The sequence below is a fragment of the Saccharopolyspora sp. NPDC000359 genome (assembly GCF_040300525.1).
Classification (GTDB): domain Bacteria; phylum Actinomycetota; class Actinomycetes; order Mycobacteriales; family Pseudonocardiaceae; genus Saccharopolyspora.
In genome coordinates this window covers 24,142-42,064 of the sequence record NZ_JBEPDU010000003.1, presented here as the reverse complement: position 1 = coordinate 42,064, position 17,923 = coordinate 24,142, and the positions used below count along the sequence as shown (strand labels likewise).

At 70.9% G+C, this 17,923-nt stretch carries 12 protein-coding genes; 6 read left to right on the top strand and 6 right to left on the bottom strand.

The features are described 5' to 3' along the window. Positions 1–51: 51 nt before the first annotated feature. A complete protein-coding gene (locus tag ABT324_RS03280) occupies positions 52–2,274 on the bottom strand; it encodes a DUF6049 family protein (RefSeq protein WP_351170827.1) in 2,223 nt (740 codons plus the stop codon). Further along, positions 2,271–2,828, bottom strand: coding sequence for an NUDIX hydrolase (locus tag ABT324_RS03275; RefSeq protein WP_351170824.1), 558 nt, complete (start codon positions 2,826–2,828; stop codon positions 2,271–2,273). Before ABT324_RS03275 ends, ABT324_RS03280 begins: the two co-directional genes overlap by 4 nt. 241 nt (positions 2,829–3,069) lie before the next feature. On the opposite strand from ABT324_RS03275, the gene ABT324_RS03270 reads away from it, so the two are divergent. Next, entirely contained in the window at positions 3,070–4,566 is a 1,497-nt protein-coding gene (locus tag ABT324_RS03270) for a CCA tRNA nucleotidyltransferase (RefSeq protein ID WP_351170821.1), read from the top strand. Between the two features lie 156 nt (positions 4,567–4,722). Then, positions 4,723–5,295, top strand: coding sequence for a YqgE/AlgH family protein (locus tag ABT324_RS03265; protein WP_351170818.1), 573 nt, complete (start codon positions 4,723–4,725; stop codon positions 5,293–5,295). 133 nt (positions 5,296–5,428) lie between these two features. On the opposite strand, the gene ABT324_RS03260 is transcribed toward ABT324_RS03265, so the two are convergent. Continuing rightward, on the bottom strand, positions 5,429–5,845 hold the full coding sequence (locus ABT324_RS03260) for an SdpI family protein (RefSeq protein ID WP_351170815.1): 417 nt from the start codon (positions 5,843–5,845) through the stop codon (positions 5,429–5,431). Positions 5,846–6,185: 340 nt separating this feature from the next. On the opposite strand from ABT324_RS03260, the gene ABT324_RS03255 reads away from it, so the two are divergent. Next, on the top strand, positions 6,186–7,253 hold the full coding sequence (locus tag ABT324_RS03255) for an esterase-like activity of phytase family protein (RefSeq protein ID WP_351170812.1): 1,068 nt from the start codon (positions 6,186–6,188) through the stop codon (positions 7,251–7,253). Here ABT324_RS03255 and ABT324_RS03250 read toward each other — a convergent pair. Then, entirely contained in the window at positions 7,234–9,426 is a 2,193-nt protein-coding gene (locus ABT324_RS03250; RefSeq protein ID WP_351170809.1) for an N-6 DNA methylase, read from the bottom strand. The genes ABT324_RS03255 and ABT324_RS03250 overlap by 20 nt on opposite strands. Then, positions 9,426–10,088, bottom strand: a complete 663-nt coding sequence (locus ABT324_RS03245) for a hypothetical protein (protein WP_351170806.1) — start codon at positions 10,086–10,088, stop codon at positions 9,426–9,428. Before ABT324_RS03245 ends, ABT324_RS03250 begins: the two co-directional genes overlap by 1 nt. 458 nt (positions 10,089–10,546) lie before the next feature. Between ABT324_RS03245 and leuS the strand changes: the two genes are divergently transcribed. From leuS to ABT324_RS03230, 3 genes are all read left to right on the top strand, one after another. Further along, positions 10,547–13,411: a leucine--tRNA ligase gene (leuS, locus tag ABT324_RS03240; protein WP_351170803.1), complete on the top strand. Its 2,865-nt coding sequence runs from the start codon at positions 10,547–10,549 to the stop codon at positions 13,409–13,411. A 243-nt stretch (positions 13,412–13,654) separates the two neighbouring features. After that, positions 13,655–15,580: an acyl-CoA dehydrogenase family protein gene (locus tag ABT324_RS03235; RefSeq protein ID WP_351170800.1), complete on the top strand. Its 1,926-nt coding sequence runs from the start codon at positions 13,655–13,657 to the stop codon at positions 15,578–15,580. 489 nt (positions 15,581–16,069) lie between these two features. Further along, positions 16,070–16,996, top strand: coding sequence for a hypothetical protein (locus tag ABT324_RS03230; protein WP_351170797.1), 927 nt, complete (start codon positions 16,070–16,072; stop codon positions 16,994–16,996). Here ABT324_RS03230 and ABT324_RS03225 read toward each other — a convergent pair. Next, on the bottom strand, positions 16,921–17,823 hold the full coding sequence (locus ABT324_RS03225; RefSeq protein WP_351170794.1) for a GOLPH3/VPS74 family protein: 903 nt from the start codon (positions 17,821–17,823) through the stop codon (positions 16,921–16,923). The genes ABT324_RS03230 and ABT324_RS03225 overlap by 76 nt on opposite strands. Positions 17,824–17,923: the final 100 nt, after the last annotated feature.

Genomic DNA, 17,923 nt, shown 5'->3' with positions numbered 1-17,923 from the left:
CCGCGGCGTGCCACCCCGGAAGTGTGACGGAACGGCACTCCGCCCAGGATCTCAGCTCGGGTTTCGATCACCTTCGGTGGTGGCGATCTGCGCGGTCTCCGGGGCCTCCTCCGCAGGGGGCTCGCCGGACTGCTCCGCCGCCTGGCGCCGCTGCCTGGCCCGCAGCCGCTTGAGGATGCGCCGCGCGGACATCAGCACCAGCAGCGCGGCAGCGCTCAGCGTGATGACCAGGATGAACGGCCCGTAGTTGCCGGACTTGTAGGACAGCCGCTTGGTGCTGCCGAGCTGGGTGCCGGCCTCGGTGGTCATCTGGACGTCGAGGGTGAACGTGCCGGCCCGCTGCGCGGTGGTCTGCAGCCAGAACCCCCGTCGCCCGTTCGCCGGGATGGTGGCCACGTCGCCGAAGTCGTCCTGCACCTGCACGCCCGGCACCGGGGGGATGCGGAACACCACGGCGACCGTGATCGGCAGTTCGTTGACCACGACCAGCGGGGTCGGGCTGTCCGGGGAGGCGCCCGCCAGCGGGGTCTGGGACTCCTCGATGTCGACCTTGGCCAGGATCGCCTGGATGGTGTCCCGCCCCAGGTCGACCCAGTGCTCGGCGGCACCGGGCTGCCCGCGCCAGGCGCTGGACGCACCGCGCAGCAGCCCGTTGACCAGCGGGGTGGTGATCCGGCTCGGCTCCACGTCGGTGGAGGGGTCCCGCCGGGAGGACCGGTACAGGTCGCCGACCTTGAAGTTCTCCGCGGCGAGGTCCTTCAGCACCGGCTGGGGGATCTCCGAGGCACCGGCTTCCACCGGGTAGTTCAGGTCGGCCTCGGGCAACCCCGCCGGGGCCGGTTCGGGCAGCGCGCGGGGTTGCACCAGTCCGGCGTCGGTGAGGTGCTGCATGCCGTCGAGCAGGCTGCGCAGGTCGTCCCCGCGCAGGTTCCAGCGGCGCGGCGGGACCAGGACCGAGGTGGCGTCGCCGACCGAGCCCCGGGTGGCCCGGAAGGTCAGCGCGCCGAGCGCGTTCTGCGCCGACTCCAGCTGCCCGACCGGCGGCGAGAGGGCGGTGGTCTTGTGCGGGGTGTCCCGCTCCGGGTCGAGCGCGCTGGTCAGCAGCGGGTCGATGGGCACCGCGGTCATGTCCTGGCCGCGGACCTTCACCGGGTCCAGCGAACCGGCCGGGGTGGACAACGACTGCGGCTCCATGAGCACCGTGCGGGGCAGGTTGCCGCTCTCCGGATCGGCCAGCGCCCCCTCGACCGGCCACAGCACGCTGCGCGGCTCGACGCCCAGCAGGCTCTTGTCCTCCAGCAGCTTGGCGCCGTCCATCGCGATGTTGACCAGGTCGGGCAGCCCGGCGCGGGCCAGCGCGGCCACGTCGGCGTCGGCGTAGGGCAGCGCGATCACGCAGCGGCCCGAGGTGGCCTCCCGCAGCTTGCTCAGCCACAGGTTCGCGGCGCCGGTGCCGATCCCCTCGGTCAGCGTGTTGTTCGGCTGCCGCACCTGGTACGGCCCCTGCATCGCGCGGACGGTGATCAGCAGGTCCGGGTCGATGGCGAAGCACAGCGCGCTGCCCAGCGGGGAGCCCGAGGGCGCGCTCTCGGTCACCGCCTGCAGCAGCTCGTACAGCCGCCCGCCGGGGGCCAGCGAGGTGGACAGCGCGTCGTCGACCAGCACCGGGCGCATGCCGGGCAGCGCCTCCCGCTCCAGCCGCGGGTAGTCGACGATCGGCACCAGCATGCTGACGTCGGTGGGCCGCGGGGGCGGCGGAACCGGGTTGCCCGGGGTGCTGAGCACCGGCAGCAGGAAGCGGGACTCGGCGATCCGCGCCCGACCGCCCACGGCCTGCACGCCGTTGACGTTGACCAGCAGCGGGTAGACGCCGGGCTGGGTGAGCTGCAGCGAGTTCGGGCCGGTCAGCGGGATGCGCAGCTCGACGGGGATCTGCTGCCCCGGGGCCAGGCCGTCGGCGACCGGGCTGAAGGCCGGTTCGGTGACCGTCGGCGTCGCGCTGCGCATGGCGCGCTGCACGGCCGGTTCGGTGGTGGTCGAGTCGCCGCGCTGCACGCGCGCCTCGATGTCGTCGATCTGGTTGTCGCTGGTGTTGGTCAACCGCCCGGTGATGACGACCTCGCCGGGCCCACCGTCCGCGACCACGGAAGGTGTGACATTGGTCACATCAAGTTGGACCGGGTTGTCGCCCTGCGCCGCAGCCCGCGGCGCCTGCGCTACCGGGAGCAACGCCATGACCAGCACCGCGACCACCGCGGCCAGCAGAAACCTCACCCCGGCTCCGTCCCGCTACCTCGCACCGGACGGGCCCCGAGCCGATCGGCCCTCCCGTCCGCACCGTCGCCGCGCAGGCTGAGCGCGCGGCGCACCAGCCGACGCTCGTCGGCGTAGGCCAGCACCTCGTCCAGTTCACCAAGCGGCACCCACGCCACCTCGGTGACCTCCACGTCCTCGTCGGAAAGCTCACCGCCCACCGCATCCAGCAGGAAGTGGTGCACGGTCTTGTGTATGCGCCGGTTGCCCGCGACGAACCAGTAGTCGATGGTGCCGATCGCGGTCACGACCCGACCGATGATCCCGGTCTCCTCGGCGACCTCGCGCACCGCGGTCTGCTCCGGGGTCTCACCGGCCTCGATGTGCCCCTTCGGCAGCGACCACAGCAGTCGGCCCTTGCGGTCCAGCCTCCCGATGATCGCAGCGCGCCCCTCGCGGCCGTTCACCACCAGCCCACCCGCGGACGTCTCGTCGACGGTCCGCAGCCTGCGCCGCCGGCGTCGGTTCCGACGCCCCGGCTGGGCACCGCCGGAGCGGCCGGGCGACGGGGGCATGCCGCCGATGGTAGTGCGATCAGGGGCTCCGGGTGGAAATGGTCGGAGTGCGCCGCGGTGCGGGTGGCGCAACGCGATCGCCCGCTTGGGTGCGCGGTTTCCGCTGGTCATGGGTCGTGAGTGGCGGTGGTGGTAAGGGCGACCACCGCCACTCACGACCGCCCACCAGCTGAAACGCCGGTCGGGGCGAGGTCGCGGAGGGGTGCTGGGGCGGGTGCCGGGGCCGATATCCTGGTAAATCGTGTCCTCTCCTTCGCACCACGACTCCGCCACGTCCGCCGAGCTGCAGGCGCGCGAACGCCAAGCGCAGCGCAACGCCGTGGTCGAGCTCGTCCGGGTCGCGCCCGTCGCGGAGGAGCTGGCCGAGCGGTTCGCCGCTGCCGGGCACCGGCTGTTCCTGGTCGGCGGCAGCGTGCGGGACGCGCTGCTCGGCCGGTTGGGCACCGACCTGGACTTCACCACCGAGGCGCGGCCGGAGCAGGTCCGCGACCTGCTGCGCGGCTGGGCCGAGACGATCTGGGACACCGGCATCGAGTTCGGCACCCTCGGCGCCTACCGGCACGGGACGACGGTGGAGATCACCACCTTCCGCGCCGACAGTTACGACCGGGTGGGCCGCAACCCCGAGGTGGCCTTCGGCGACACCATCGAGGGCGACCTGGTGCGCCGCGACTTCACCGTGAACGCGATGGCCATCGAGCTGCCGGGCCGGTCGTTCGTCGACCTGCACGACGGGATGGCCGACCTCGCGGCGCGGCGGCTGGACACCCCGGCCGCCCCGGAGGACTCCTTCGCCGACGACCCGCTGCGCATGCTGCGCGCCGCCCGGTTCGTCTCCCAGCTCGGGTTCACCGCCAGCGACCGGGTGGTCCAGGCGATGACCGACATGGCCGCCGAGATCACCCGGATCACCCCGGAGCGGGTGCAGGTCGAGCTGTCCAAGCTGCTGTGCGGCGAGTTCCCGCGGCGCGGCGTCGAGCTGCTGGTGGACACCGGGCTGGCCGACCACGTGCTGCCCGAGGTCCCGGCGATGAAGCTGGAGATCGACGAGCACCACCAGCACAAGGACGTCTACCGGCACTCGCTGACGGTGCTGGACCAGGCGATCGACCTGGAGCGCGCGGCCGACCCGGACGGCGAGCCGGACCTGGTGCTGCGGCTGGCCGCGCTGCTGCACGACATCGGCAAGCCGGGCACCCGGCGCTTCGAGTCCGGTGGCGGGGTCAGCTTCCACCACCACGAGGTGGTCGGCGCGAAGATGGCCCGCAAGCGGCTGCGGGCGTTGCGCTACCCCAAGGACGTCATCAACCAGGTCGCCGACCTGGTGTTCCTGCACCTGCGCTTCCACGGCTACAGCGACGGCCAGTGGACCGACTCGGCGGTGCGCCGCTACGTCAACGATGCGGGGCCGCTGCTGCCCCGGCTGCACAAGCTGGTGCGCGCGGACTGCACGACCCGCAACAAGCGCAAGGCGGCGGCGCTGCAGCGGGCGTATGACGACCTGGAGGAGCGCATCGCCCGGATCGCGGCCGAGGAGGACCTGGCGAAGGTCCGGCCCGACCTGGACGGCAACGAGATCATGCGGCTGCTCGGCGTCGAGCCCGGGCCGGTGGTCGGCCAGGCCTGGAAGCACTTGAAGGAGCTGCGCCTGGACCGCGGGCCGATGTCCCGCGAGGAGGCCGTCGAGGAGCTGTATGCGTGGGCTCGGGAGCAGGGAATCGAAGTCCCTGGTTCCTGAAACCGCAGGTCAGGCGGTTGGTAATAATATTGACAAGTACTCCTCGCTGTTACGTCTGAGTATTGATCAGTGATCTGTGCGTGGATCGTGCTGGTCGCGGGTCAATGTTCGGTCCAGGTGGGTCCGTGCCCGGGCGACCAGTGAGATCATGCGGTGGTGGGATCAGACGCGGACGTGGAACCGGGGACGCTGCTCGTCGCCGCCCCACAACTGCTGGACCGGAACTTCCGGCGCACCGTCGTGTACGTCATTCACCACCGCGCCGAGGGCACCCTCGGCGTCGTGCTGAACCGGCCGAGCGAGGTCACCGTGGGCGAGGTGCTGCCGAAGTGGGCGCAGCACGCGAGCGAGCCGCAGGCGCTGTTCGTCGGCGGACCGGTCGAGCAGCGCACCGCGATCTGCTTGGCCGCCCTGCGCGCCGGTGAGGACACCGCGGCGATCGCGGGCATGGTCGGGGTCCGCGGCCCGGTCGGGCTGGTCGACCTCGACGGCGATCCCGACGAACTGGTGCCCAAGGCGCGCGGCCTGCGCTTCTTCGCGGGCTACGCGGGCTGGGAGCCGGGGCAGCTGGCGGGCGAGATCGAGCGCGGCGATTGGATCGTGGTCCCGGCGCTGCCGGACGACGTGATCGCCGACCCCGGCGCCGAGCTGTGGGGCCGGGTGCTCCGCCGCCAGGGCCCGCCCCTGGCGTTCCTGGCCACCCACCCCGGCGACGTCCGCGTCAACTGAGCCGCGAGGTTGTCCCCAGGTATCCACAGTTGTCCACAAGGCTGTGGGCAACTTTCTGTGGACAACTCCGGCACCGGCCTGGCGCCGCAGCCCGGTCCGGTGGCCTGGTCACCCGCGCGGTCCCGTGGTCTGGTTATCCGCGCGGGAGGGCGCTGCAGCCGCCGCAGGCGCAGCCGCTGCAGCCACCGCCTGCGGGTGCCGGGGCGGGCACCGCCTCGGCCGCGCGGTTGCCGACCACGCCGCCCGCGGTCATCAGCGCGACCGCCCCGACCAGGCCGAGCACCGAGATCATCACCACGGAGAACGTCGAGGCCAGCAGCGGGACCGACACCCCGGCCAGCAGGGCAGCCGCGCCCCCGGCCAGCATCGCGGGCCCGGCCGCGCGGTTGGCGAGCTCGAAGGCCTCGTCGCTGCTCATGGCGGCGGGGGTGCGGACACCGACGTAGCGGTTGCGGGGCAGCTGTCCCCGCAGTCCCCGGAAGCCGAGCAGCAGCAGCGCAGCTCCGACGAGGACCAAGATCGCGCAGAGGATCACCTGAACAGCGAGCACCTCACCAGACTAGGAGAACACCCGACTTGACCTGCATCACGGTGCGCCCGACCGGCCCGGGCGCGCCCCGGCAGACCGCGAGGCGCGCAACTCCATCGAAATCGCACGCCTGATTCCAAGGGGACGCACTCGCTGGACCCCGCCCGGAAGGTCGCCAGGTGAACCACAGTTTCAATTGAAACTGTAACCACCGGCGTGTCGGGCACCCGACACGCCGGTGCTGCGTCGGCGCGATCGCACCCAGACCCACTCAACGGAAAACGCACCGACGGAGGCGGAGGGGTCGAGGCGCAACGTGGTCGCCACCTGCCGGACACCCTGATCAGGTGTGCTGGCGCGCATGGCGAAGACAACTGCGCTGAGCGGGGCGCTGGCCACGGCACTGCTGGTCGCGGCGGCGGCCCCGGCAGCGGCCGCCCCGGACCAGGTCGAACTGGTCGGCGAGACCACCCTGCCGCACGCGATGCAGTTCGACGGCACCACCGTGGGCGGCCTGTCCGGGCTGGACTACGACTCCCGCACCGGGCAGTGGGTGCTGATCAGCGACGACCGCTCCGACAAGCAGCCAGCCCGGATCTACACCGGCCGCTTCGAGGGCGGCGAGTTCCGGCTGACCGGGACCAAGCCGCTGCTGCGCCCGGACGGCACGCCCTACCCGAAGGGCACCGTGGACCCGGAGGACGTGCGCTGGGACCCGTGGACCGGCGAGATCTGGTGGACCAGCGAGGGCGAGCGCGACCAGCAGCTGATCGACCCGGCGATCCGCCGCGCCACCGCGGGCGGCACCGCCACCGGCGAGCTGCCGATCGCCGACAACCTGCGGATGCGACCGGAGTCCGGGCCGAGGCAGAACGAGGTCCTGGAGGGGCTGACCCTGGCCAACGGCGGTTCCCTGGTGGTCAGCGCGGTGGAGGGCTCGCTGCTCGAGGACGGCGAGTCGCCCACCACCGAGCACGGCGCGCTGTCCCGGATCACGGTGCAGACCCGCACCGGACACGTCCTCGGCCAGTACGCCTACCCGCTGGACCCGGTGTTCGCCGAGTCGCCGACCGGCGGCTTCGGCAACAACGGGGTCACCGCGATCCTGGCCGACCAGGGTGGCGAGTACCTGGTCCTGGAGCGCTCGTTCGTGACCGGCGTGGGCAACTCGGTGCGGCTCTACCGCGTCGACCTGCGCGGCGCCACGAACGTGCGCGACATCGACTCGCTGGCCGACCAGCAGGTCCGCCCGGTCCGCAAGCAGCTGGTGGCGGACCTGGCCGACCTGGGCCTGAGCACGGTCGACAACGTCGAGGGCATGACCTGGGGCCCGTGGCTCCCGGACGGGCGCCGCACCCTGGTGCTGGTCAGCGACGACAACTTCTCCCCCACCCAGACCACCCAGCTGATCACCCTCGCCGTCCGCTGAGCTGGTCGCGGAGCGGGAAGTCGTCGGCGCCGACGAGCAGGCCGAGCTGGTGCTTGAGCCGTTCGGTGGCGTCGGCGACCTCGTCCCGCAGCGCCAGCTGCTCGTCGAGGCTGGCCATGATCTCGACGATCGCCGCCTGCCGGTCTGGCGGTGGTAGCGGGATCGGCAGCTGCCGCATGGCCTTCGCGCTCAGGCTGGGGATGGTGGAACTCGTGCTGTGCTGCTCCACCCAGTCCTGCGCCTGCTCGCTGGCCAGGTAGTGGAGCAGGTAGTGGCTGCTCAGCTCGGGACCGAGCGGACGCAGCCGGAGGAATCCGGGACCGAACAGCGACCCTTCGTGGTCGGCGGTCACGAGCGCCACCCGGCCGACGGTGCCGGTGCGTGAGCAGAGGACGTCGTCGGTCTTGAGCAGGTAACGAGCCAGCCGTTCGCGCGCGGTCGGGGCGACGCCCTTGGCCTGCCCGTGAGCGAGCCGGTTCCGGCGCAAGCTGAGCGGGGTCAACACCGGTACCCCGTGCTCGTCCGCGGGGATCTCGCGCAGCATGCCGCTCGGCCCGGCGGTCACGTCGCAGACCTCGCCGAGCGGCACAGTCGGTGAGGCTTCCGCCGATTCCAGGCTCAGCAGGTCGATGCGGTCGAGCTGCCGGTGGACGAGGGCCTCCACCTCGGTTGCGCGGTGCGCCAAGGTGGCTAGCCGCTGCCGTTGTCCGGCCACCGCAGCAGTGAGCTCCGCCGGGTGGAACCGGGCCTGCGGGCTGGCGAGGTAGGTCCCAGGCTGCAGCTGGAAGTCCTCGCGGCTGATCTCGGAGATGTCGACGGAGCGCGCGAACCCGGGCTCGCGCACGTCCCCCCCACCGAGGTGCCGCTGGTGGGCCGCGACGATGTCGGCGATGTCCTCGGCCGACAGGTCCTGCTGGAACCGGCTGATGGCGTGCCCGCGCTCCTTGGCGCTGATGAACAGCACCCGGCCGTCGGCCCTGGACGGTGCCCGCAACAGCCACAGGTGAACTGGGATCCCCGTGGTGCGGAAGAGCCCCGCGGGCAGTTCGATCACTGCCTCCACCGCCCGGGCCTCGATCATCCGGCGTCGGATCTCGGCTTCTCGGCCACCGCGGAAAGCTGCGCCTGCGGGCATCACCACGGCTGCTCGACCACCCGTCGCCACCTTGTCGAGCACGTGCTGCAACCACGCGAAGTCGGCGCTGCGGCGGGGCGGCGTGCCGTACCGCCAGCGCGGGTCGTCCGGCGGCTCCGGCCAGTCGCCCATGCTGAACGGTGGATTCGTCATGATGACGTCGAACTGCCGACCGCGGTCCACGTCGTGCTGGAGCACGTTGCGGTGGTCGACGTGGAACTCGGCTCCGCGCAGCGCCAGCCGTGCCTGAGCTGCTCGCCAGGGGAACTCCTCCAGCGTCCGGCCGACGATCGCCCCAGGTGTTCCGGCCCGGTCGGCTGCGGCTGCCAGGAAGCCGCCGGTTCCGCAGCACGGGTCGTAGATCTCCTCGCCCGCAGCGGGTTGCAGCAGCTCGACGGCGGTTCGGACGACGGAGCGAGGGGTGTGGAACTCGGTGGTGCGCTGGAACTCGGCGAAGTCCTCCAGCAGGCCGTCGAGGAGAGCCACCAGGTCGGTGTCGTCGACCAGGTCGAGGCTTTCGACGATCAGCATGGTCCGGGTGGGGTCGAGGTGCTCGGTGAACGACAGGCCGAGTGCTCTCAACTGCGTGGCCACCCGCCCAGTCCCCACTGAACGCCGCAGAGTGGCGCGGACGGGTCCCCACTGCCCGCTTGCCCTGATCCGCAGCAGGCGGAGCACCCACTCCTGGTGGGCCGCGCGTGCTGAGTAGCCACGCAGGTCGCGAAGGCTGAGGGTGCTGAACTCCCGCACCTTGGCCGCCGCTCCTCTCGACTGGGAGGTCGGCCGGGACGGCGCCGTCCCGGGAAGGCGCAGCGCGCGGCGGAAGCGGTCGCCGTAGGTGGTCCCCTCCGACTCGCCCGCTCCGAGCGCACTGCGCGGGATCCGGCGCTTGTCGAGCCAGGCCGCGACCTCTTCCGCGGCGAAGCGGCCGGCCTGCGGCTCCGGGAAGTCGGGGTTGCGCTCTCGCCAGTTGCTCACGGCGGCGCGCCCGACACCTGCGGCGCGGGCGATGCCACTGGCGGACAGCCGATCGGGCATCAGGCACCACCGAGGTCGGGGCGCTCGGCGAGCACCTGCGGCACGCGGTCGAGGCGCCTGGTCTCCGCCTTGAGCTTGGTGGACAGGTAGCCGAGCAGCCGGTAGATGTCCCGGTGGTAGTCCAGCAGCCGCCGGTTGAAGATCGGTTCGTAGTGCATGATCCGGTTCCGGAAGAGCCGCACCGGGTTGAGCTCGTCGTGGAGCTTGCGGCGGCGGCCGTCCGAGAAGTTCGGGAACGCGCGGTGCAGCGCCGGGACCCAGAGGGTCCGGTCGTAGCTGTTCCCGCGGGTGACGAGCGAAACCCAGAAGCCGAAGTTCAGCTCGGCCACGACGTCGTCGGCCGTCATGGTGCGTCCGGCCGGGGTGAACCGCTCCTTGAGCTGGGCTTCCACCCTTTCGACCTTCGCCTGCCACGTGCCGACCAGCTGGACCTTCTGCCACCAGAACTCGGTGCCGAAGTGGTCCCGCAGCACGTCGTGCATGGCGTTGCGCGCCGCGACCTCCAGCCAGTGGAGCGGGTCGTAGAACGCGGTGCAGACCGACAGGTTCCACTGGTACAGGCGGAACGCGGCATCCACGTCGCCGTTCGTCTGCGCGAGGTAGGGCGCCATTCGCGCGGGCGACAGCACCTCGATCACCCAGTCGGCGGAACTGCCGGTCATCATCTTCCCCCAGCTGCGCGGTCGGTTCGTGCTAGCCTCGGTCACGTACGCCCCGGGTCCGCCTCTGCGTCAATCCGCATGCCGCCCGGGGCATTCTTGTGCGCCGCAGCTCGTCAGGACTGGTTAGCGCGGCACCCCTCCTTCCCTCCAGTAGATCAGCGCGCCTCACTCGGGTCAAGCGCACTCCACTGCGCGAATCTGTGAACACAGGCGGGCGGGATGCGGGTGATCCGCGCTGGGCTGTGGCGGGGAATTGTGCTGGTGGGGTCGGCTACCCTGGAGGCATGTGCGCGAGGCTGCTCCTTGCGAGGCCGCGTTGACCGTCGGTTAAGGCGACGTCAACGCGGCGACCCCTCATGCCCGGCAGGGCCTGGGGGGTTTTCCATTTTCCGCAGGCGGCACACTAGGAGCGCACGAATCGCGCGTTCGAACCGATGGGCAGGGAAGGACATGAACCGATGAGTGGCCAGGCAGAGACCTCGACCGAAGAGGTTCCGCAGCACCGCTACACCGCGGAGACGGCGGTCGAGATCGAGCAGCGGTGGCAGCGCCGCTGGGAGGAGCGCGGCACCTTCCACGCGCCGAACCCGGCCGGGTCGCTCAAGGGTGACGTGCCCGAGGACAAGCTGTTCGTGCAGGACATGTTCCCGTACCCGTCGGGCTCCGGGCTGCACGTCGGCCACCCGCTGGGCTTCATCGGCACCGACGTCTACGCCCGCTACCACCGGATGCTGGGCCGCAACGTGCTGCACACGATGGGCTTCGACGCGTTCGGCCTGCCCGCCGAGCAGTACGCGGTGCAGACCGGGACCCACCCGCGGACCACCACCGAGCAGAACATCGAGCGGTACCTGCAGCAGATCCGCCGACTGGGCCTGGGGCACGACGAGCGCCGCCGGATCGCCACCACCGACGTCGAGTTCTACCGCTGGACGCAGTGGATCTTCCTGCAGATCTTCAACGCCTGGTACGACACCGAGGCGGACCGGGCGCGGCCGATCAGCGAGCTGGAGGAGCAGTACGCCAGCGGTGCGCGCCAGCCCCCGGACGGCCGCCCGTGGGCCGAGCTGACGCGGGCCGAGCAGCGCGGGATCATCGACTCCCACCGGCTGGCCTACGTGTCCGAGGCGCCGGTCAACTGGGCGCCGGGCTTGGGCACCGTGGTGGCCAACGAGGAGGTCACCGCCGACGGGCTGACCGAGCGCGGCAACTACCCGGTGTTCCGCCGCAACCTGAAGCAGTGGATGATGCGGATCACCGCCTACGCGGACCGCCTGGTCGACGACCTGGACCGGCTGGACTGGCCGGAGAAGGTCAAGACCATGCAGCGGAACTGGATCGGCCGCTCGCAGGGCGCGAACGTGGTGTTCCCGCTGGACGGCTCGGCGCACCACATCGAGGTCTTCACCACCCGCCCGGACACGCTGTTCGGCGTGACCTACATGGTGCTGGCCCCGGAGCACCCGCTGGTCGACGAGCTGACCGCGGACGGCTGGCCCACCGAGGTGGACGAGCGCTGGACCGGTGGCGCGGCCACCCCGGCGGAGGCGGTCGCGCAGTACCGGCGCGCCGCGTCGATGAAGTCCGACCTGGACCGCCAGGAGAACAAGGAGAAGACCGGCGTCTTCACCGGTGCCTGGGCCACCAACCCGGTCAACGGCCAGCAGATCCCGGTGTTCATCGCCGACTACGTGCTGATGGGTTACGGCACCGGCGCGATCATGGCGGTGCCCGGCGAGGACACCCGCGACCACGAGTTCGCCGAGGTCTTCGGGTTGCCGATCATCCGCACCGTGCAGCCGCCCGCCGACTTCGAGGGCGGTGCCTACACCGGCTCCGGGCCGCGGATCAACTCGGCGAACCCGGAGATCGGCCTGGACCTGAACGGCCTGGAGCTGGACGACGCCAAGAAGGCGATCACCAGCTGGCTGGAGGAGCACGGCCACGGCCGCGGCACCGTCCAGTACAAGCTGCGCGACTGGCTGTTCGCCCGGCAGCGCTACTGGGGCGAGCCGTTCCCGATCGTCTACGGCGAGGACGGCCTGCCGCAGGGGCTGCCCGAGGACCAGCTGCCGGTGGTGCTGCCCGAGGTCGAGGACTACTCGCCGCGCACCTTCGACCCGGAGGACGCCGACAGCAGGCCGGAGCCGCCGCTGGCCAAGGCCACCGCGTGGGCGAACGTCGAGCTGGACCTGGGCGACGGGCTGAAGCACTACGAGCGGGACACCAACGTGATGCCGCAGTGGGCCGGTTCCTGCTGGTACCAGCTGCGCTACATCGACCCGGACAACACCGAGCGGTTCGTCGACCCGGCCAACGAGCAGTACTGGATGGGCAAGCGCCCGGCGGAGCACGGCCAGAGCGACCCGGGCGGTGTGGACCTGTACGTCGGCGGCGTGGAGCACGCGGTGCTGCACCTGCTGTACTCGCGGTTCTGGCAGAAGGTGCTGTTCGACCTGGGCCACCTGTCGGCCGAGGAGCCGTACCGGCGGCTGTACAACCAGGGCTACATCCAGGCCTACGCCTACACCGACTCGCGTGGCGTGTACGTCCCGGCCGAGGAGGTCGAGGAGCGCGACGGCAAGTACTTCCACCAGGGCCAGGAGGTCCGGCGGGAGTACGGGAAGATGGGCAAGAGCCTGAAGAACTCCGTCTCGCCGGACGAGATGGCCGACGCCTACGGCGCGGACACGCTGCGGCTGTACGAGATGGCGATGGGCCCGCTGGACTCCTCGCGGCCGTGGGCGACCAAGGACGTCGTCGGCTCGCACCGGTTCCTGCAGCGGCTGTGGCGCAACGTCGTCGACGAGCACACCGGTGAGCTGCGGGTGACCGACGAGCAGCCGGACGTCGAGATGCTGCGCGCGCTGCACAAGACGATCGCCGGGGTCCGCGAGGACTACTCGGAGCTGCGGTTCAACACCGCGGTGGCGAAGCTGATCGAGCTGAACAACCGGATCACCAAGGTGTACTCGGCCGCGGCGGGCACCCCGCGCGCGGTGGTGGAGCCGCTGGTGCTGATGGTGGCGCCGCTGACCCCGCACCTGGCCGAGGAGCTGTGGTCCCGGCTGGGCCACGAGGAGAGCCTGGCGCACGGCCCGTTCCCGGTGGCCGACGAGCAGTACCTGGTCGAGGACACCCTGGAGTACCCGATCCAGGTCAACGGCAAGGTCCGCTCCCGGATCGTGGTCCCCGCCTCGGCGGACCAGGACGCGGTGAAGGCAGCGGCCCTGGCGGACGAGAAGATCGTCGCGGCCCTGGACGGCAAGGACCCGCGCAAGGTCATCGTCGTCCCCGGCCGCCTGGTCAACGTCGTGGCCTGATGAGCCCCCGGAAGCCGCCCCGCTGCACTGCGGGGCGGCTTCCGCACGTCGTGGCCCGACTGCGTGGAGTGGTCGAAGAGGTCGGCTGCTTCCTGCGGCGTGCGCGAACTCGCGTGGTGCACCGCGACTTCGCTGGTTTCCCCGGGGTTGAGGTCGAACCCCGTCGGCGAGGTAGCTCACATGGCGGGGTTACTCGTCGGTAACTACGCTTGGAGCAGCCGGTACCGACGAGTGGAGGCCGCGATGGGATTCGACGCAGGCGAACTCACGACACTGCTGGACGGGCGCTGGAAGCACGTCCGGGACCAGGTTCGGGAGGCGCTGGCCGACGTCGACCTGGCACCGGCCGACGACCTCGACACCGAGAGCCACCGCGCGCACACCCTGGAGCAGCTGCGCCAGCTGGCCAAGACCGGCGTCCCCGCCCTCGGCTTCCCCACCGAGCACGGTGGCAGCGGTGACACCGGCGGTTCGGTGGTGTCCCTGGAGATGCTGCCCGGCAACCTGTCGCTGATGGTCAAGTCCGGTGTCCAGTGGGGACTGTTCGGCGGGGCGGTCGTCGCGCTGGGCACCGAGCGCCACCACGAGCGCTACCTGCGCGACATCATCAGCCTGGAGCTGCCGGGCTGCTTCGCGATGACCGAGACCGGCCACGGCTCGGACGTCCAGAACCTGCGCACCACCGCCACCTACGACCCGGAGTCGCAGGAGTTCGTGGTGCACACGCCGCACGAGTCGGCGCGCAAGGAGTACATCGGCAACGCCGCCCGCGACGGCCGGATGGCCGTGGTCTTCGCGCAGCTGATCACCGGCGGGGAGGGGCACGGCGTGCATGCGCTGCTGGTGCCGATCCGCGACGACAACGGGAACCCGCTGCCCGGCGTGCAGATCACCGACTGCGGCCGCAAGGCCGGGCTCAACGGCGTGGACAACGGCCGGATCGTCTTCGACCAGGTCCGCGTGCCGCGCGAGGCGCTGCTCAACCGCTACGGCGACGTCGCCCCGGACGGCACCTACAGCAGCCCGATCGCCAGCAAGGGCAAGCGGTTCTTCACCATGCTCGGCACCCTGATCCGCGGCCGGGTCTCGGTGGCGGGCACCGCGGGCAGCGCCACCAAGCTCGCGTTGGAGATCGCGCTGCGCTACGGCGAGGCGCGCCGCCAGTTCGGGCGACCCGGCACCGAGGACGAGGTCGTGGTGCTGGACTACCTGGCGCACCAGCGGAAGCTGCTGCCCGCGCTGGCCAAGACCTTCGCCCTGCACTTCGCCCAGGAGGAGCTGGTCGCCAGCCTGCACGACGTGCCCGGTGACGAGCGGGCGCAGCGCGAGCTGGAATCCCGCGCGGCCGGACTGAAGGCCCTCACCACCTGGCACGCCACCCACACCATCCAGACCTGCCGCGAGGCCTGCGGCGGTGCCGGCTACCTGTCGGAGAACCAGCTGGCGCAGCTGAAGGCCGACACCGACGTCTTCACCACCTTCGAAGGCGACAACACGGTGCTGCTGCAGCTGGTCGCCAAGGGGTTGCTGACGAACTACAAGGACCAGTTCGACGACCTCGGCACGCTCGGCATGGCCAAGTTCCTCGCCGACCAGTTCGTTGGCGCGGTCATCGAGCGCACCGCGACCCGCTCGCTGGTGCAGCGGATCATCGACGGCTCCGGCAAGGACGACATCCTCGACCGCGGCTGGCAGCTCAAGGTGTTCGACGACCGCGAGCGCCACGTCCTCGACGGCCTCGGCCGCCGCCTGCGGAAGGCCAACCGCAGCAACGCCTTCGAGGTGTTCAACAACGCGCAGGACCACGTGCTGCGCGCGGGCCGGGTGCACGTCGAACGCGTGGTGCTGGAGGCGTTCGTCGGAGCGATCGAGCGCTGCCGCGACCGGGAGACCGCCGCACTGCTGAACAAGGTGTGCGACCTCTTCGTGCTGTCCACCATCGAGGAGGACCGGGGCTGGTTCCTCGAGCACGAGCGGATCTCGCCGCGCCGGTCGAAGGCGATCACCGAGGTGGTCAACGAGCTGTGCCGCCAGCTCCGCCCGCACGCGGTGGACCTGGTCACGGCCTTCGGGATCCCCCGCCAGTGGCTCACCGCCCCGATCGCCACCGGCGCCGAAGCCGACCGCCAGGAGACCCAACGAGCCCACGACCGCGCCCAACACCCCTGACAGCCCCGCCGTGAACCCGCGACGACCAGCCGCGACCGTCCCGACTTCGGTTCGTCCCGACTTCGGTTCGTCCCGACTTCGGTTCGTCCCGACTTCGGTTCGTCCCGGTCTCGGCCTGTCCCGGCCCCTCCCGCCCGGGTCCGTTCCATCCCGGGAATGACGCGATTCCAATGGAGACCAGACACCCGATTTCCGTTGAAATCGCTGATGATCCGCGCCGAGCGAGGGGTTCGTCCACAACCTCCGGTGTGTCGGGTCCCCGGCCGCCGGAGGGGCGCAGTTTCAATTGAAACTGCGATCACCAGTCACCCGGGTTTGCAGTTTCAATTGAAACTGCGGACCCGGGTGTCACTCGAATGGCTGGTGCGGAGAAATGTGGGATTGCCTGGAACCGATTCGGCTGCGCTGCGTCTCACCGGGGACTGGCCGATGCCGACATGGTTGCGAGGCACGATGAGACACCTGCTCCGGAAGATCACCCTCACCGCGGTGAGTGGTGCGCTCCTGCTGAGCACGGCAGCGACGAGCACGGCCGCGGCGGACGGCGTCGCCGACGAGAGCATCAAGTGCGCGTCGGCGGCCAGCGGCGACGGCCCGTTCTACCCCGGCCCGTCCGCTTCGGACGTCTACGACAAGGCCTTCGGTAAGGGACCGGCGGTGCCGGGCCTGGACAAGTCCACCCCGCAGGGCCTCGCCGCCTGGAAGAACTGGGACGGCGCTGGCCACGACCTGCTGCTGGTCACCTCCTACGGGAAGTCGGGCGAGCACGCGCGGATCATCGGCATCGACCCGGGGACCGGCAAGCATGTCGGCACGGTCGCGATCGCCGCGTCGCACGTCGGCGGGATCGCGGTCAGCAAGGGCTGGGCCTTCGTGCAGGGTCGCAACTCCGGCAGCGAGCACACGATCCGCAAGTACGAGCTCTCCGACCTGCGGGTCGCGATGAAGAAGAGCGGCACCCCGTACCTCAAGCAGGTCGGGAAGGCCCGCAAGGTTCCTGCGGCGTCGTTCCTGGCCGCGGATGGCGGAACCGTCTACGCGGGCAAGTTCAACGCCTCCGGCCGCGGCACGATGCAGTCGTACGCGGTCGGCGCCGACGGTTCGCTGACCAAGCAGAAGACCTACGAGGTCCCGAAGAAGGCACAGGGCCTGATGGTCACCAAGGACCACTTCGTATTCAGCACGTCCCACGGCCGCGACAACCGCAGCAACCTCTACGTGGTGGACAAGGGCGCGACCGACATCGACCGGCCGTCCACCAAGTGCTACCGCGCGCCGAGCATGGTCGAGGGCATCACGCAGCTCGACGGCCAGGCCTACCTGCTCTTCGAGTCGGGCTCCTACAAGTACTCCGACGCGCTCAACGTCATCAAGAACCTGCACGAGGGCAAGGTTTCGGCGGTGACCAACCCCTGACGAGGGCGGCGGCCCGAGCACCCCACGGGCCGCCGTTCTCCCGCTCCACACCGGAACCGGGCCGTGCACCGCGAGTGCACGGCCCGTTCTCGTTGCCAGCTAAGCCGATTCCGACCGCACCAACTCCAGGCGGGCGAGCCGAACAGGCTCACCGGTCGGCGGTCCAGCAACGAAAGCCCCGCCCTCAGCACCCCACGTCCGGGTCGACTGGGCTTCCCGCTCACATGTAGGCCGCCGACTGCCCGCTGATGGACGGTACCGACGGCGTCCCCGAACGCGGTGCTGCGGCTGATCTGTCTGAGCTGCACGCGTTCTGGCGTGGTGAGCGGCAAGTCCCGGTGCAGCCCGGTGGCGTGCACCAGGGTCGCGAGGAGGAAGAGGCGGTTGTCGGCTGGCAGTTCCCGCCGGGCGAAGCCGCGCACCTCGTCCAGCAGGGCGTTCCAGGGCACGGGGTGCGGGTACCAGCAGTCGCGCGGAAAGGCGCCGAGCACCCGCCGCTTGCCGAACCGCAGCTGGTCCCGGCGCGCGAGCGAGGCCTGGTGGATGGCCAGCGCGGAGGAGCCGCCCAGCGAGCCCCGGTCCCGGAGGTACTTCAGCACCGGGACGGGCCTACGCTCGGGACCGGCGCGGTGCTGGAGCGCCGCGAGCCCACCGTCGAACCACGGTGACCCGGTCGGCGCGGCGTCGAGCACCCGAACCTTCCGCCCGACGAAGTCGATGCGCTGCTGCAGCAGGAAGTCACCGAGCTCAGCGGCCCCGGTGTAGTCGGCGGCCTGCACATGCCCACCCCCAAGCCGGTGCGCCAACAACACGAACTGCTCCGACAACGTAGGCTCCACGCCCCCATGATGCGTCAAGCTGGCGCTGAGGAGGAGCGCGTTCGTCGAACCGGAGGTGCCGCCGGTGTTGGCAGTTGTGCCACTCTGG

Coding starts and splice junctions, on each gene's coding strand:
- ABT324_RS03275 (WP_351170824.1), bottom strand. CDS start 2,828: ATGCCCCCGTCGCCCGGCCGCTCCGGCGGTGCCCAGCCGGGGCGTCGG.
- ABT324_RS03255 (WP_351170812.1), top strand. CDS start 6,186: ATGGCGAAGACAACTGCGCTGAGCGGGGCGCTGGCCACGGCACTGCTG.
- ABT324_RS03250 (WP_351170809.1), bottom strand. CDS start 9,426: ATGCCCGATCGGCTGTCCGCCAGTGGCATCGCCCGCGCCGCAGGTGTC.
- ABT324_RS03245 (WP_351170806.1), bottom strand. CDS start 10,088: ATGACCGGCAGTTCCGCCGACTGGGTGATCGAGGTGCTGTCGCCCGCG.
- leuS (WP_351170803.1), top strand. CDS start 10,547: ATGAGTGGCCAGGCAGAGACCTCGACCGAAGAGGTTCCGCAGCACCGC.
- ABT324_RS03235 (WP_351170800.1), top strand. CDS start 13,655: ATGGGATTCGACGCAGGCGAACTCACGACACTGCTGGACGGGCGCTGG.